We start from the raw sequence: 14,594 nt of genomic DNA, 5'->3' as shown, positions 1-14,594 counted from the left end.
CCGTTGGCCGTGGCGGGGTTTGACCGGAAACCGAGGGACTAATGGGACTCACCATCGGCGTCGACATCGGCGGCACGAAGATCGCGGCCGGCGTGGTCGACGAAGAGGGCACCATCCTTGAGACGTACAAGGTGCCCACCCCGCCGACCGCGGACGGAGTCACGGAGGCCATCTGCGCCGCCGTCTCCGAAGTCAGCAGCAACCACACCATCGAGGCCGTCGGCATCGGCGCCGCGGGCTACGTGGACGACAAGCGTGCGACGGTGCTCTTCGCACCGAACATCAACTGGCGCCACGAGCCGCTGAAGGACAAGGTCGAGCAGCGCATCGGCCTCCCCGTCGTCGTCGAGAACGACGCGAACTGCGCGGCCTGGGGCGAGTACCGCTTCGGCGCCGGCCAGGGCCACGAGGACGTCATCTGCATCACGCTCGGCACCGGCCTCGGCGGCGGCATCATCATCGGCAACAAGCTGCGGCGCGGACGCTTCGGCGTCGCCGCCGAGTTCGGGCACATCCGGGTCGTCCCGGACGGCCTGCTGTGCGGATGCGGGAGCCAGGGCTGCTGGGAGCAGTACGCCTCCGGGCGCGCGCTCGTCCGGTACGCGAAGCAGCGCGCGAAGGCCACCCCCGAGAACGCGGTGGCCCTGCTCGCGCTCGGCGACGGCACCCCCGAGGGCATCGAGGGCAAGCACATCAGCGCGGCCGCGCGGGCAGGTGACCTGGTCGCCATCGACGCCTTCCGCGAGCTGGCCCGCTGGGCGGGCGCCGGACTGGCCGACCTCGCCTCGCTCTTCGACCCGTCGGCCTTCATCGTCGGTGGCGGGGTCTCCGACGAGGGCGACCTCGTCCTCGACCCGATCCGCAAGTCCTTCAAGCGCTGGCTGGTCGGCGGCGCCTGGCGCCCGCACGCGCAGGTCCTCGCCGCCCAGCTGGGCGGAAAGGCCGGGCTCGTGGGCGCGGCGGACCTGGCGCGCCAGGGCTGACGCCCCTTCCTTCGCCGTGACCGCCCGCCGCGCCCCCTGGGGGAGCGGCGGGCGTTTGCGTATCTTGCGGGCATGGACCAACAGCTGCTGCCTTCGCTGCCGAAGTCTCGTACGGAGCCGGACGGTTCCGCCGTGATCCGGGTGCTCAGCTACAACATCCGCTCGCTGCGCGACGACGAGGAGGCGCTGGCCCGGGTCATCCGGGCGTGCGCGCCGGACCTGGTCTTCGTACAGGAGGCGCCGCGGTTCTTCCGCTGGCGCAAGCACGCGGCGCGGCTCGCCGCGAAGACCGACCTGGTGGTGCTGGGCGGGGGTGCGACGGCGGCGGGGCCGCTGCTGCTGTGCTCGCTACGGGCCTTCGTGGAGCGGACGGAGGACGTGCTGCTGCCGCGCACCCCCGGGCTGCACCGGCGCGGCTTCGCCACGGCCGTGGTCCGCTTCGGGGCGGCCCGGGTGGGGGTCATCAGCGCCCACCTGTCGCTGGACGCGGCGGAACGGCGGGCTCAGGCGGGGCTGCTCCTGGACCGGGCCGCGGCGCTGGAGGCTCCGCAGGTGATCGCCGCGGCCGACGTCAACGAAGGCCCGGGGGGTCCGGCCTTCGACCGCCTCTCCGCTGCGCTGCAGGACTGCTGGACGGTGTCCCCGTGGGGCGGCGCCGACACGTTCCCGGCGTCGGCGCCGGACCGCCGCATCGACGCGGTGTTCGCCTCGCCGGGGGTGGAGGTGCTGGCCTGCGGTGTCCCTGCGGGGCTGCCGGGTTTGGCCGGGGCCGACCTCCGCGCCGCGACGGACCACCTCCCGGTCCTGGCGGCCCTCCGCCTCCCGGCTGGGCCGTAGCCCCGTCCCACCTGCGGCGCCGCTACTCAGACCCCGCGCCTCAAACGCCGCTCGGGGGGTTGTGAGCCGCAGCTGAAGGCCTACGGCAGCAAAAACCAGCCCCTCCGGCGTTTGAGGGGTGGGGGTCCCCCCGGACGGAGTCTGGGGGAGGGTACGGGGCGGAGCCCCGGGTCTTTGGGGCGCGCCGGCGCCGCCTGAGGGCCCCGCCCCGCGGCGGTGCAGGGGCTGGGGCGGAGCCCCAGGGGGGCGGGGGCTAGACGACCGCGCCGCGGCCCGGGTCGTCGTCCTCGTCGTCGCCCTGCTGCATGCGTGCGATCAGCGTCGCGAACCCGCCCAGGAAGCCGCCGATGCCCAGCGTCGTCAGCCACCAGGTCATCTCCCACTGCAGCAGTACCGCCAGGAGCAGCAGCACCGGGCCGCCGACCACCGCGAGCCAGGCGAACTTCGACGTGGTGTCCGCCTCCGGCAGCTCCGGTTCCGGCTGGACGAAGTGGCCCTCGTCGTCCTTCGGCTCCGCCGGCGAGTGGTCCCGCGGGCCCGTGCCGACGCCCGGCGCGAAGACCACCGAGCTGCCCAGGGCCGGGGGCCCGGGGTCCGGCTCGGAGGGCTCCGGCTCCGGCTCCTGCTCCGGCCCGGAGGGCAACGGCTTGACGTCCTCCTCCGGCAGCATCAGGTTCTCGATCGGCCGGAAAGGTCTCGCCCCCGGCGGGTCCGGCGGCTCCTGCCCGTACCCGGCGACGATCGCCGCCCACGCCGCTTCCTCGTCCAGCGGCGGAACTCCGCCCGACTGCTCCTCGTGCTCAGCCACCAGCCTCCGCCCCCTCCCTGCCCACGCTCTCCGCCAGCCGGCCGACGAACGCAAAACTGTCCGCGAAGATCCGCTCCGCGTCATGGTCCAACGTCGCGACGTGGTAGCTCTGTTCCAGCAGGGTCTCGGTGACGTCCGTCGACGAGATCCGGGCCAGGATCCGCGCCGAGTCCACCGACGGGACGACATGGTCCTGCGGGCTGTGCAGCAGCAGCACCGGCTGCGTCACCTGCGGCAGATCCGCGTCCACCACCTGGAAGAGCTTGCGCAGCGAGTCCGCGGCCCGGGTCGGGACCCGGTCGTAGCCGACCTCCTCCGAGCCCGGCTTGGCGATGTCGCTCGCGATGCCCGGTGTCGACCGGATGAAGTGCTTGGCCACCGGCAGGGCGAAGGCCAGCGGGTCGTGGACCTTGTTGGCCGGATTGACCAGCACGATGCCGCTGATGGCGTCCCCGTGCTTGGCCGCCAGCCGCAGGGTGAGCGCGCCGCCCATCGACAGCCCGAAGACGAACACCTGCTCGCACCGGTCCAGCAGGTCCCGCAGCGCGCGGTCCACCTCGGCGTACCAGTCCTGCCAGCCCGTGAGCTGCATGTCCTGCCACCGCGTCCCGTGCCCGGGCAGCAGCGGCAGCGACACCGTGAGCCCGCGCCCGGCCAGATACTCGGCCCAGGGGCGCATCGACTGCGGGGAACCGGTGAAGCCGTGGCAGAGAAGGACGCCGACCTCTCCGCCCTCGTGGCGGAACGGCTCGGCTCCAGGGAGGACAGGCACCGGGGTCTCCTTGATCATGATGTGCGTCGAGTGGGGTGCGTTGCTCTGTGTGACTTCACCGTACGCGACCGGGGTGACACCGACCAGGGCCGTCGGGCCGCTCCCGCGGGAGCCAGGGGATAAGGTCTGTTCGACAGGACACAGGAAGGTTTTCGAGTTGATCTACGGCGCAATGAAGTTCTCCATCGGCGGGTCCCTGAAGCTCGCCTTCAGGCCGTGGGTGGAGGGCCTCGAGAACATTCCCGCCGAGGGGCCGGCGATCCTCGCGAGCAACCACCTGTCCTTCTCGGACTCCTTCTTCCTGCCCGCCGTACTGGACCGCAAGGTCACCTTCATCGCGAAGGCGGAGTACTTCACCTCCCCCGGCGTCAAGGGCAAGCTGACGGCCGCCTTCTTCAAGGGCGTCGGCCAGCTCCCGGTGGACCGCTCCGGCGCCCGCGGGGCCGGCGAGGCCGCGATCAAGAGCGGCATCGAGGTCATCGAACGCGGGGAGCTGTTCGGTATCTACCCCGAGGGGACGCGTTCACCCGACGGACGCCTCTACCGGGGTAAGCCCGGCGGCCTGGCCCGCGTGGCGCTGGCCACCGGAGCCCCCGTGATCCCCGTGGCGATGATCGACACGGAGAAGATCCAGCCGCCCGGCAAGGTGGTCCCCAAGCTGATGCGCCCGGGCATCCGGATCGGCAAGCCGCTGGACTTCAGCCGCTACCACGGCATGGACGGCGACCGCTTCATCCTCCGCTCGGTGACCGACGAGGTCATGTACGAGATCATGAAGCTGTCCGGCCAGGAGTACGTCGACATCTACGCGACGGCGGCCAAACGCCAGATCGCCGACGCCGAGAAGGCGGAGAAGGCGGCCAAGGCGGAGGCCGCCAAGGCCGAGAAGGCGGACAAGGGCGAGTAGCAGGGCGGCACCGCCCGCGGGGGGTGGGGGAGATGGCGAAACGCGAGCGCGTCGTACGCATGTCGGTCGAGCAGCCGCTGTGGCGGGCCCTGACGGCCTATCGGCTGCTGACCATGCTCTACGCGGTGGGGCTGTTCGCCTCCGCCTACAAGAAGTTCGACCGCCCGGGGATCGCCGTCGGCTATCTCGCGGTCCTCGCGCTGTGGACCCTCGCCACCCACCGCAAGGTGGTGAACGCCACCAGCTGCACCAAGAGCTTCCTCGGCGCCGACCTCACGGTCGCCCTCGCCGGGATCCTGCTCACCCCGGTCGCCGACACCGCCGAGCGGATCGCCAGCGGCGGCCCCACCCTCCCCAGCATCTGGACCGCCGGTTCGGTCCTCGCCTTCGCCATCAAGGGCGGCTGGCGCTGGGCCGGCTTCGCCTCCACCTTCGTGGCCGTCGCCAACATCGTCATCCACGGCGGCGAGCCCACCCGGGACACCCTGCACAACGTCCTGCTGGTCTGGGTCGCCTCGATAGCGATCGGCTACGTCGTCGAGGTCGCCCGGGCCAGCGAGAACACCCTCGCCCGCGCCCTGGAGATCGAGGCCGCCACCCGCGAGCGCGAGCGCCTCGCCCGCGACATCCACGACGGGGTCCTCCAAGTCCTCGCCATGGTCCAGCGGCGCGGTACCGACCTGGGCGGGGAGGCCGCCGAGCTCGGCCGGATGGCGGGGGAGCAGGAGGTGGCCCTGCGCACCCTGGTCTCCACAGGGCTGGTGAACCCCTCCCGGGTCTCCCGCGACGAATCGCGGGGCGCGCTGGTGGACTCGTACGAGGTGGACGACGCGGACGAGGGCGCTGACCAGGGCGAGCTGGACCTGCGGACGCTCCTCGCCCCGCACGCCGGCTCCCGGGTGAGCTTCGCCGAGCCGGGCACCCCGGTGCCGCTGCCGGTGCCCGCCGCGAAGGAGCTGGCCGCGGCGGTCGGCGCCGCCCTCGACAACGTGCGCAAGCACGCCGGGGAGGGGGCCAGCGCCTGGATCCTGGTCGAGGACTGGGGCGACGAGGTGATCGTGACCGTCCGGGACGACGGCCCGGGCATCCCGGCGGGTCGGCTCGACCAGGCGGAGGGCGAGGGCCGGATGGGGGTGGCCCTGTCCATCCGCGGCAGGCTGCGTGACCTCGGCGGCACCGCCGAGCTGGTGTCCGTCCCCGGGCAGGGCACCGAAGTGGAACTGAAAGTACCCAGGGGGAGGACCCAGTGAGCACGCACGAACCGCACGAGATCAGGGTGATGGTCGTCGACGACCATCCGATGTGGCGGGACGCGGTCGCCCGCGACCTGGCCGCCGCCGGCTTCGACGTGGTGGCCACCGCCGGCGACGGCCCCGAGGCGGTCCGCCGGGCCCGCGCCGTCACCCCCGACGTGCTGGTCCTCGACCTCAACCTGCCGGGGATGCCCGGCGTGCAGGTCTGCAAGGAACTCGTCGGCGCCAATCCGGCGCTGCGCGTCCTGGTCCTGTCGGCGAGCGGCGAGCACGCGGACGTCCTGGAGGCGGTGAAGTCCGGCGCGACCGGCTACCTGCTGAAGTCCGCGGGCGCCCAGGAGCTGATCGACGCGGTCCGCCGCACGGCGGCCGGCGATCCCGTCTTCACCCCGGGCCTGGCCGGACTGGTGCTCGGCGAGTACCGGCGCCTGGCCACCGACCCGGCGCCGACCGCCTCCGACGAGCCGAAGGCGCCGCAGCTGACCGACCGGGAGACCGAGGTGCTGCGACTGGTGGCCAAGGGGCTCTCGTACAAGCAGATCGCGGAACGGCTGGTCATCTCGCACCGCACGGTGCAGAACCACGTCCAGAACACCCTGGGCAAGCTCCAGCTGCACAACCGGGTGGAGCTCGTCCGGTACGCGATAGAGCGAGGCCTCGACGACGCGTAGGGGCGCAGGCGCTGTCGTACGTCGTACTTACGTCCTCGTACGAGTGAACGGGCGTACGCAACGCCCCGCGATTCCACCGGAATTGACCCCTCCAGGGCCCTTGCTGTGACCTGGCTCACCACTAGCGTGACCGTCATGGCGAAGGGAGATTCCATGAAGGTCGGAGTGCTGACCGGCGGCGGCGACTGCCCCGGGCTCAACGCGGTCATCAGGGGCGTCGTCCGCAAGGGCGAGCAGGAGTACGGCTACGGGTTCATCGGCTTCAAGGACGGCTGGCGCGGCGCGGTCGAAGGCGCCACGGTCCCGCTGGACATCCCGGCCGTCCGCGGGATCCTGCCCCGGGGCGGCACCATCCTCGGTTCCTCGCGCACCAACCCGTTCAAGACCGAGAACGGCGTGCGCAACATCAAGGAGAACCTCGCCAAGTACGAGGTGGACGCGCTCATCGCGATCGGCGGGGAGGACACCCTCGGGGTCGCCGCCAAGCTGTACGAGGAGTACGGCGTCCCGTGCGTCGGCGTGCCGAAGACCATCGACAACGACCTGTCGGCGACGGACTACACCTTCGGCTTCGACACCGCGGTCGGCATCGCGACCGAGGCCATCGACCGGCTGCACACCACGGCCGAGTCGCACATGAGGGTCCTCGTCGTCGAGGTCATGGGCCGGCACGCGGGCTGGATCGCCCTGCACTCGGGTCTCGCGGGCGGCGCCAACGTGATCCTCATCCCGGAGCAGCGCTTCGACATGGACCAGGTGTGCGCGTGGGTGACCTCGCGCTTCAAGGCGAGCTACGCGCCGATCGTGGTGGTCGCGGAGGGGGCCATGCCCAAGGACGGGGACCTGGTCCTGAAGGACGCCACCAAGGACTCCTTCGGACACGTGCGGCTGTCGGGCGTGGGTGAGTGGCTGGCCAAGGAGATCGAGGCGCGGACCGGGAAGGAGGCCCGTACGACGGTGCTCGGGCACATCCAGCGGGGCGGTACGCCGAGCGCCTTCGACCGGTGGCTGGCGACCCGGTTCGGGCTGCACGCGATCGACGCGGTGCGCGACGGGGACTTCGGCAAGATGGTCGCGCTGAAGGGGACGGACATCGTGCGGGTGCCGATCGCCGAGGCGACGGCGAAGCTGAAGACGGTGGATCCGGCGCTGTACCAGGAGGTCGGCGTCTTCTTCGGCTGAGCCGCCGGGCGAGCGTGATCCATGGGTCGTAGGGTGACAAACGACCCATGGATCGACGTACTTCGACGGATCGGGAGCAAGCGTGGAGATCCTGGCATTCGGTGTGACCGCCGACGAGAAGCCGCTCCTGGAGCAGGCCTTCGCGGGACAGCACGAGGTCCGCTGCCTCGAAGTCTTCATGACCGAGGACACCGCACCCATCGCGGCCGGCTACGAGATCGTCTCCTCCAGCGTCAACGCCGACCTGAACGGGCGGGTGCTGCGGATCCTCGCCGCGGGCGGGACGAAGATGATCGCCCAGCGGTCGACGGGCTTCAACAACATCGACCTGGACGTGGCCCGGGAGCTGGGCATGACGGTCAGCCGGGTCTCCTACTACTCGCCGTACTCGGTCGCCGAATTCGCCTGGGCCCTGGCGATGGCGGTCAACCGGCGGATCGTACGGGCTTCGAACCGCACGCGGGACTTCGACTTCCGGCTGAACGGGCTGATGGGCCGGGACATGCGGGGCCGTACGGTGGGCGTCCTGGGCACCGGCAAGATCGGCGAGGCGTTCACGCGGATCGCGCACGGGTTCGGCATGAACCTGCTGGGGTGGGACGTGGCGCAGAATCCGGCGTGCGTGGAACTCGGCATGAAGTACGTGGACAAGGAGACGCTGTTCACGTCCTCGGACCTGATCAGCCTGCACGTGCCGCTGCTGGAGTCCACGCACCACATCGTCGACTCGGCGGCGCTGAAGCTGATGCGGGACGACGCGATCCTGGTGAACTCCAGCCGGGGCGGTCTGGTCGACACGGACGCGCTCGTAACGGAGCTGCGGGCGGGGCGCTTCGCGGGGGTGGGCCTGGACGTGTACGAGGCGGAGGCGGGGGTCTTCTTCCTCGACAAGTCCCTGGTGGCGGTGGAGGACGACACGCTGGCGCGGCTGGTCACGTTCCCGCACGTGGTGGTGACCTCGCACCAGGCGTATTACACGAGCGACGCGGTGGGGCAGATCATCGACACCACCGTCGCCAACGTGGCGGACTACGTGGCGGGCCGCCGCTCCGAGAACACCCTGGTTCCGTCTTCGGCGTGACACCCCCGCCGGGCCTTCCCGGCCCGGCAGGGGTGACGGCTACGCCGGTGTCGGGGTCGTGACGCGCGTCAGGAGGTCGCGCAGGAGGTCCGCGCCGCGGAGGGTGAGGACGGACTCCGGGTGGAACTGGACCCCCGCGAAGCCGCCCGCCGCGGAGCGGAGCGCGTGGACCTCGCCCGTGGCCGGGTCCCGGGAGACCTCCACGCCGGACCCCGCGAGGCGCTCGGCCGTCGCCGCGTCGCAGCGCGCCGTGTACGTGTTGTAGAAGCCGACCACCTCCTGCGCCCCGAAGAGGTCGATCCGCGTCTGCGCCCCCTGCGCCGGCTCCGCCTTGCGGACCAGCGGCAGTCCGAGCTCGGCCGCCAGCAGCTCTTGGCCCAGGCAGACCCCGACCAGCCCGTGGCGGTGCCCCGCCAGCAGTTCCGCCGCCAGCCCGCGCAGCATCCGCATCTTGGGGTCGGCCGCGTCCGCCGGGTTCCCCGGCCCCGGGCCCAGGACCACCGGTCCCTCCCACGACAGGGCCGCCGCCCGCAGCCCCGGATCGTCGTAGCGGCGTACGGTCACCTCCAGCCCGGCCACCCGCAGGACGTGGGCCAGCATCGCCGTGAAGGTGTCCTCCCCGTCCACCACCAGGGCGCGGCCGGTCAGCGAGGAGGGCTGCTCCTGCATCCGGAGCCAGAAGGGCGCCAGGTCCTGCCGGCGGGCCGCCAGCGCCGCCCGCACCCGGGGGTCGTCCGCCAGCCGGGGGCCGGCGCCGGCGGGCCGCGGGGCGGCCGGTCGGACCCCGAGCGCCGCCAGGACGCCCGCCGCCTTGGCGTGGGTTTCGGCCACCTCGCCCGCCGGATCCGAGTGCCGTACGAGCGTGGCCCCGACCGGTACCCGGAGCACGCCGTCCGCCGCGATGTCGGCGGTACGGATCAGGATGGGGGAGTCGAGGGTCTGGGCCCCGGCCGCGTCGACGCCCAGCAGCGCCAGCGCGCCCGCGTAGTAGCCGCGGCCCCCGGCCTCGTACCGCTCGATCACCCGGCAGGCGTTCTGCACGGGCGACCCGGTCACCGTCGCCGCGAACATCGTCTCCCGCAGCACGTCCCGCACGTCCAGCGAGGAGCGTCCCCGCAGCTCGTACTCGGTGTGGGCGAGGTGCGCCATCTCCTTCAGCCGCGGCCCGACGACGACCCCGCCCCGGTCCCCGACCGTGCACATCATCTTCAGTTCCTCGTCGACGACCATCGACAGCTCCTCGGTCTCCTTGCGGTCGCCGAGGAAGGCGAGGAGCGACTCGACGGTGGGACCGCCCGCCGGATGGCGGTACGTGCCGCTGATCGGGTTCATCACGACCGTCCCGCCGGACATCCGCACGTGCACCTCGGGGCTGGCCCCGACCAGGGTCCGGTCGCCCGTGTGGACCACGTACGTCCAGTACGCGCCCCGCTCGCCCTCCAGCAGGCGCCGGAACAGCGCGAGCGCGTCGGCCCGGCCGAAGCCCTCGATCCGGCCCTCGTAGGTGCGCCGGATGACGAAGTTCGCGCCCTCGCCCCGGCCGATCTCGTCCTCGATGACCCGCGCGACGGTGGCCGCGTACGCCTCGTCGGGCACGTCGAAGCCGCCACCCTCCACCCGGACCTCGTGCGCGGGGAGTCCCTCCAGGGCGTGCGCGAGCGGGATCTCGTACGCCTCCTCGGCGACCAGCACGCTCAGCGGCGTGCCGTCGTCGCGTACGTCGAACCCGCGCTCCCGGATCTGCCGGAAGGGGACGAGGGCGAGGGTGGGCAGCTCCCGTACGGGCAGGTCGGCGAGGCGCTCGGCCTCGTGGACCGCGCCGAGCAGCACCTCGACGGTGTCGTGGTCGCGGCCGGGGGTCCGCCGTCGCAGCAGGGCGAACGGCGGGCAGGAGTCGTCGAGCAGTCGGCTGATGTCCAGCGGCATGGGGTGGGCGTCCTTCCGGTGGGAGGAGCGGCCCGGTTTCCCTGCGCGGTGTTTCTTCACCGCATGCGGAAGGCCGCCCCTCGGGGCGGCCTTCGCGTCGGTCGTGTCAGTGGGTACGCGCGAGGAGTGGGCCGCCGGGAGCGGGCCACCACCAGTTCTGGTTCGAGTGCGCGTACATGCGAGGCACCTTAGCCCAGAGCGGCCTCCGGGCGCAGGATCCGTCTCATGGCGCGGGATGAACCATGGATTCCGTATCAATGCGTGCCGTCTGCCTTCGAGCCACTCCCGTCTCACCAGGTGGTCGCTGGGCCGGACGTGACCAATGACGCCGTAATGTGTACGAGGTGACCGTGAACGCTGAAACCCAAGCCCTCGCCGCCAAGGCGACCTGGCGAGACCTTCCCGCGGCGCAGCAGCCTTCGTACCCCGATGCCGAGGCTCTGCGCGCTGTCGTCGCGGACCTCGAGTCGTATCCTCCGCTCGTCTTCGCGGGCGAGTGCGACCAGCTGCGCGCCCGTCTGGGAGCCGTCGCCAAGGGCGAGGCGTTCCTGCTTCAGGGCGGCGACTGCGCCGAGGCCTTCGACGCCGTGTCCGCAGACCACATCCGCGCCAAGCTGAAGACGCTGCTCCAGATGAGCGCCGTCCTGACGTACGCGGCCTCCGTGCCCGTCGTGAAGGTCGGCCGTATCGCGGGCCAGTACTCCAAGCCGCGCTCCAAGGACACCGAGACCCGCGACGGCGTCACCCTGCCGACCTACCGCGGCGACTCCGTCAACGGCTTCGCCTTCACCGAAGAGGCCCGCGTCCCGGACCCGGAGCGGCTCAAGCGCATGTACCACGCGTCGGCCTCGACGCTGAACCTGGTGCGCGCCTTCACCACCGGTGGTTACGCGGACCTGCGCCAGGTGCACGCCTGGAACCAGGACTTCGTGAAGTCCTCCCCGTCCGGGCAGCGCTACGAGCAGCTCGCGCGGGAGATCGACAACGCGCTGAACTTCATGAAGGCCTGTGGCACCGACCCGGCCGAGTTCAAGGCGGTCGAGTTCTACGCCTCCCACGAGGCGCTGCTGCTCGACTACGAGGGCGCGCTGACCCGCACGGACTCCCGTACCGGCAAGCTGTACGACACCTCCGGCCACATGGTCTGGATCGGTGAGCGCACCCGCCAGCTGGACCACGCGCACATCGAGTTCTGCTCGCAGATCGCCAACCCGATCGGCATCAAGCTCGGCCCGACCACCACGGTGGACGAGGCGCTGACCTACATCGACCGCCTGGACCCGGAGCGCGAGCCGGGCCGGCTGACCTTCGTCGTCCGCATGGGCGCCGACAAGGTCCGCGACAAGCTCCCCGAGCTGGTCGAGAAGGTCACCGCGTCCGGTGCGACCGTCGCCTGGGTCACCGACCCGATGCACGGCAACACCTTCGAGGCGGCCTCCGGCCACAAGACGCGCCGTTTCGACGACGTGCTCGACGAGGTCAAGGGCTTCTTCGAGGTCCACAAGGGCCTCGGCACCCACCCGGGCGGCATCCACGTCGAGCTCACCGGTGACGACGTCACCGAGTGCGTGGGCGGCGGCGACGAGATCTTCGTCGACGACCTGCACCAGCGCTACGAGACGGCCTGCGACCCGCGCCTCAACCGCAGCCAGTCCCTGGACCTGGCGTTCCTGGTCGCCGAGATGTACCGCGACCAGTAAGTAGCTGCCTGTGACGATGGGGCGCGGATCGATGTGATCCGCGCCCCATCGTCGTATCCGGGTCTTTTAGGGAACCCTAACTTTGGGTACGGTTAGGTAAGCCTCACCGATCTAGGGGATGGCTGGCCGAACCATTCCGCCCTGGGAGGTGAACCGCGTGTACGTCTGCTCTTGCTTCGGCATCACCGACAAGCAGGTCAAGGAGCACGCGGCGGCCGGTGCCTGCACCCCGCGCCAGATCGCCTCGGCCACGAAGGCCGGCACCGACTGCGGCTCCTGCGTGCGCACCATCCAGGGAATCCTCGGCCGCGGGGCCTGCCCGCGCCGGGAGCTGCTGGAGAAGGGCAACGTGGCGGCCGTGCTCGCCGCCGACCCGGAGCTGACCTCCGCGCCCTCGCTCTCGCCCGTTCCCGCGCCGGTCGCCTCTCCCTCGCTCTCGCCGGTGCTGGCGGACGCCGCCTGACCGTCTGACCGCTGCTAGCTCGGCTGCTCGATCAGCTGCGCGATGTACAGCGGCTCGCCCAGGGACTCGATGAGCTCCAGCTGGGTGTCGAGGTAGTCGATGTGGTGCTCCTCGTCCTCCAGGATCTCCTCGAAGAGGCGGGCGGAGGTGATGTCGCCCTTGCCGCGCATGACCTCGATACCGCGCTTGAGGCGGTCGATCGCCTCGACCTCGACCTGCCGGTCCGCCTGGAACATCTCCGTGATCGTCTGCCCGACGCGTACGTGGAAGAGGCGCTGGTAGTTCGGCAGACCGTCGAGCATGAGGATGCGCTCGGTGATCTTGTCCGCGTGCTTCATCTCGTCGATGGACTCTTCACGCGTGTACTTGGCGAGCTTGGTCCAGCCCTTGTTGTCCTGGATGCGGTAGTGCAGCCAGTACTGGTTGATGGCCGTCAGCTCGCCGGTCAGCTGCTCGTTCAGAAACTCAAGGACCTCGGGGTCGCCCTGCATCGCAGAGGCTCCTTCCAGGCAATGTCAGCCACGTGACGGGGTAGGTGGGCGCATCCTTGCACCGCCGTCGGGGGCCGTCCAGTAAGTGCCTCCTTAGTGCGAGTTACCGTGACTTGCCCGAATCGGCCCAGACCTGGTCATGACCACCCCGCCACGTCTGTCACCATGGAGTCATGGGTCAGCCGGAAAGCCGGGAATCTCCGGGAGCAGAGCAGCTGGAGCTTCCACCGGGGCAGCGGTTGCAGCGGGGCTGGCCGGTCACCCACTACGGTCCCGTGCCCAAGTTCAAGCCGGACCGCTGGGAGTTCCGGGTCTTCGGTGCGACGGCCGACGGTGACAAGCACTGCTGGAACCACGAGGAGTTCACGGCCCTGCCCTTCGACTCCGTCGTGGCGGACCTGCACTGCGTCACGAAGTTCAGCATGCAGGGCGCCGAATGGGGCGGTGTGCTCGCCCGTACGATCCTCGCCCTGGCGCCGCCGGCGCCGCAGGTCACGCATGTGATGGTGTGGGCCGAGTACGGCTTCAGCTCCAACATGCGGCTGGCCGACTTCGCCTCCGAGCGGACCGTCTTCGCCACCCACCAGGGCGGTGAACTGCTCACCGCGGAGCACGGGTTCCCGCTGCGGCTCGTGGTCCCGCACCTGTACGCCTGGAAGGGGCCCAAGTGGGTCCGCGGCGTCGAGTACATGACCGCCGACCGGCGCGGCTTCTGGGAGGAGCGGGGCTACCACAACATCGGCGACCCCTGGCGCGAGCAGCGCTACTCGTACCAGGAGGAGCCGGGGGACGGCCCCGAGCTGTAGTTCGCTCAGTGGTGGTACTGGTGGACCACCGCGTGTCCCTTGCCGCGGCCGATCATCCACTTGTTGACCGGGGTCGTGATCACGAAGGCGGCCGCCAGAGCGATGGCCAGGACGATCCAGAACAGCGCCTCCGACAGGTGTGCGTCCATCGCGCCCGGCCACAGGGCGATCACGCCGTTGTCGATCAGCTCCATGACGGCGATCGACAGGGTGTCCGCGGCGAGCGCCACCCGGATGGCCGAACGGAGGTCGACGCCTGCCGCGAGGATCCCGCGCAGGGTGAGCGCGTAGCCGAAGAAGAACGCGAGGACGATCGCCAGGATCATCGTGCCGACGTTCCCCCAGCCCAGCGCGGTGCCGATGATCATGCCGAGCACCTCGCCGATGGCGCATCCGGTGAGGCAGTGGAGGGTGGCCTTGGCGGCCATGGCCCAGCTGACCGGGCCGTGGCCGTGGTGGCCGTGCTGGCCGTGGTCGTGGCCCTGGTGCTCTTGCGCGTGATGTCCGTGATGCTCGTGGTGTTCGTGTTGCTGATGGTCACCGTGGTGCTCGTGGTGGCCCTGGTGCTCGGGCTGCTGTCCGGTGGGCGCGTGCTGCTCTCCGTGGTGCGTGTGTGCGTGGTCCATCGAATCCCCCTGGGAACGCCGGATTACGGTCCTGCGGATATGCAGAAACGTATACCCCCATGGGGTATTCCTCAAGGGGTTGAGTGGA

At 71.0% G+C, this 14,594-nt stretch carries 15 protein-coding genes; 10 read left to right on the top strand and 5 right to left on the bottom strand.

Features of this window, described 5'->3' with window-relative positions; genetic code table 11:
* Nucleotides 1-41: 41 nt before the first annotated feature.
* A complete protein-coding gene (locus ACGFYU_RS17660; RefSeq protein ID WP_393828188.1) occupies nt 42-983 on the top strand; it encodes an ROK family glucokinase in 942 nt (313 codons plus the stop codon).
* A gap of 72 nt (nt 984-1,055) precedes the next feature.
* Nucleotides 1,056-1,820 carry an endonuclease/exonuclease/phosphatase family protein gene (locus ACGFYU_RS17655; protein WP_393828187.1) on the top strand — a complete coding sequence of 255 codons (765 nt, stop codon included), beginning with the start codon at nt 1,056-1,058 and terminating at the stop codon, nt 1,818-1,820.
* Nucleotides 1,821-2,073: 253 nt separating this feature from the next.
* Here ACGFYU_RS17655 and ACGFYU_RS17650 read toward each other — a convergent pair whose 3' ends face one another.
* Both ACGFYU_RS17650 and ACGFYU_RS17645 read right to left on the bottom strand, forming a co-directional pair.
* Nucleotides 2,074-2,628, bottom strand: a complete 555-nt coding sequence (locus tag ACGFYU_RS17650) for a hypothetical protein (protein WP_393828186.1) — start codon at nt 2,626-2,628, stop codon at nt 2,074-2,076.
* Nucleotides 2,621-3,400, bottom strand: a complete 780-nt coding sequence (locus tag ACGFYU_RS17645) for an alpha/beta hydrolase (RefSeq protein ID WP_393828185.1) — start codon at nt 3,398-3,400, stop codon at nt 2,621-2,623. The genes ACGFYU_RS17650 and ACGFYU_RS17645 overlap by 8 nt, the downstream gene beginning before the upstream one ends.
* Nucleotides 3,401-3,572: 172 nt before the next feature.
* Between ACGFYU_RS17645 and ACGFYU_RS17640 the strand changes: the two genes are divergently transcribed.
* The 5 genes from ACGFYU_RS17640 to ACGFYU_RS17620 all read left to right on the top strand — a co-directional run bounded on the left by ACGFYU_RS17640 (nt 3,573) and on the right by ACGFYU_RS17620 (nt 8,494).
* The gene (locus tag ACGFYU_RS17640; protein WP_393828273.1) at nt 3,573-4,307 is read left to right on the top strand and encodes a lysophospholipid acyltransferase family protein; all 735 of its coding nucleotides are present in this window, start codon (nt 3,573-3,575) and stop codon (nt 4,305-4,307) included.
* Nucleotides 4,308-4,339: 32 nt separating this feature from the next.
* A complete protein-coding gene (gene macS / locus ACGFYU_RS17635; RefSeq protein ID WP_393828184.1) occupies nt 4,340-5,557 on the top strand; it encodes a MacS family sensor histidine kinase in 1,218 nt (405 codons plus the stop codon).
* A 29-nt stretch (nt 5,558-5,586) separates the two neighbouring features.
* Nucleotides 5,587-6,231, top strand: coding sequence for a response regulator transcription factor (locus ACGFYU_RS17630; protein WP_215015121.1), 645 nt, complete (start codon nt 5,587-5,589; stop codon nt 6,229-6,231).
* Between the two features lie 153 nt (nt 6,232-6,384).
* The gene (locus tag ACGFYU_RS17625; RefSeq protein ID WP_393828272.1) at nt 6,385-7,413 is read left to right on the top strand and encodes a 6-phosphofructokinase; all 1,029 of its coding nucleotides are present in this window, start codon (nt 6,385-6,387) and stop codon (nt 7,411-7,413) included.
* 82 nt (nt 7,414-7,495) lie between these two features.
* Entirely contained in the window at nt 7,496-8,494 is a 999-nt protein-coding gene (locus ACGFYU_RS17620; RefSeq protein ID WP_393828183.1) for a 2-hydroxyacid dehydrogenase, read from the top strand.
* A gap of 39 nt (nt 8,495-8,533) precedes the next feature.
* On the opposite strand, the gene ACGFYU_RS17615 is transcribed toward ACGFYU_RS17620, so the two are convergent.
* Complete coding sequence (locus ACGFYU_RS17615) at nt 8,534-10,420, bottom strand: anthranilate synthase family protein (RefSeq protein WP_393828182.1); 1,887 nt, start codon at nt 10,418-10,420, stop codon at nt 8,534-8,536.
* Between the two features lie 335 nt (nt 10,421-10,755).
* Between ACGFYU_RS17615 and ACGFYU_RS17610 the strand changes: the two genes are divergently transcribed.
* Together ACGFYU_RS17610 and ACGFYU_RS17605 are read left to right on the top strand one after the other, a co-directional pair.
* Nucleotides 10,756-12,120: a class II 3-deoxy-7-phosphoheptulonate synthase gene (locus ACGFYU_RS17610; RefSeq protein ID WP_393828181.1), complete on the top strand. Its 1,365-nt coding sequence runs from the start codon at nt 10,756-10,758 to the stop codon at nt 12,118-12,120.
* A gap of 157 nt (nt 12,121-12,277) precedes the next feature.
* Nucleotides 12,278-12,583, top strand: a complete 306-nt coding sequence (locus ACGFYU_RS17605) for a bacterioferritin-associated ferredoxin (RefSeq protein WP_393828180.1) — start codon at nt 12,278-12,280, stop codon at nt 12,581-12,583.
* Between the two features lie 14 nt (nt 12,584-12,597).
* Here ACGFYU_RS17605 and bfr read toward each other — a convergent pair whose 3' ends face one another.
* On the bottom strand, nt 12,598-13,074 hold the full coding sequence (gene bfr / locus ACGFYU_RS17600; protein WP_030707395.1) for a bacterioferritin: 477 nt from the start codon (nt 13,072-13,074) through the stop codon (nt 12,598-12,600).
* Nucleotides 13,075-13,247: 173 nt separating this feature from the next.
* On the opposite strand from bfr, the gene ACGFYU_RS17595 reads away from it, so the two are divergent.
* On the top strand, nt 13,248-13,880 hold the full coding sequence (locus ACGFYU_RS17595; protein WP_393828179.1) for a sulfite oxidase-like oxidoreductase: 633 nt from the start codon (nt 13,248-13,250) through the stop codon (nt 13,878-13,880).
* Nucleotides 13,881-13,885: 5 nt separating this feature from the next.
* Here the strand turns inward: ACGFYU_RS17595 and ACGFYU_RS17590 are convergent, their stop codons facing one another.
* On the bottom strand, nt 13,886-14,506 hold the full coding sequence (locus ACGFYU_RS17590) for a DUF4396 domain-containing protein (protein WP_393828178.1): 621 nt from the start codon (nt 14,504-14,506) through the stop codon (nt 13,886-13,888).
* Nucleotides 14,507-14,594: the final 88 nt, after the last annotated feature.

The sequence above is a fragment of the Streptomyces sp. NPDC048337 genome (assembly GCF_043201175.1).
In the GTDB taxonomy this organism is placed as follows: Bacteria; Actinomycetota; Actinomycetes; order Streptomycetales; family Streptomycetaceae; genus Streptomyces.
This window is presented reverse-complemented; position numbering and strand designations above follow the sequence as displayed.

What these genes read in the sequence shown, in the direction of transcription:
- ACGFYU_RS17660 (WP_393828188.1), top strand. Translation starts at nt 42, where the DNA reads ATGGGACTCACCATCGGCGTCGACATCGGCGGCACGAAGATCGCGGCC.
- ACGFYU_RS17590 (WP_393828178.1), bottom strand. Translation starts at nt 14,506, where the DNA reads ATGGACCACGCACACACGCACCACGGAGAGCAGCACGCGCCCACCGGA.
- macS (WP_393828184.1), top strand. Translation starts at nt 4,340, where the DNA reads ATGGCGAAACGCGAGCGCGTCGTACGCATGTCGGTCGAGCAGCCGCTG.
- ACGFYU_RS17640 (WP_393828273.1), top strand. Translation starts at nt 3,573, where the DNA reads ATGAAGTTCTCCATCGGCGGGTCCCTGAAGCTCGCCTTCAGGCCGTGG.
- ACGFYU_RS17615 (WP_393828182.1), bottom strand. Translation starts at nt 10,420, where the DNA reads ATGCCGCTGGACATCAGCCGACTGCTCGACGACTCCTGCCCGCCGTTC.
- bfr (WP_030707395.1), bottom strand. Translation starts at nt 13,074, where the DNA reads ATGCAGGGCGACCCCGAGGTCCTTGAGTTTCTGAACGAGCAGCTGACC.
- ACGFYU_RS17655 (WP_393828187.1), top strand. Translation starts at nt 1,056, where the DNA reads ATGGACCAACAGCTGCTGCCTTCGCTGCCGAAGTCTCGTACGGAGCCG.
- ACGFYU_RS17625 (WP_393828272.1), top strand. Translation starts at nt 6,385, where the DNA reads ATGAAGGTCGGAGTGCTGACCGGCGGCGGCGACTGCCCCGGGCTCAAC.
- ACGFYU_RS17630 (WP_215015121.1), top strand. Translation starts at nt 5,587, where the DNA reads ATGGTCGTCGACGACCATCCGATGTGGCGGGACGCGGTCGCCCGCGAC.
- ACGFYU_RS17595 (WP_393828179.1), top strand. Translation starts at nt 13,248, where the DNA reads ATGGGTCAGCCGGAAAGCCGGGAATCTCCGGGAGCAGAGCAGCTGGAG.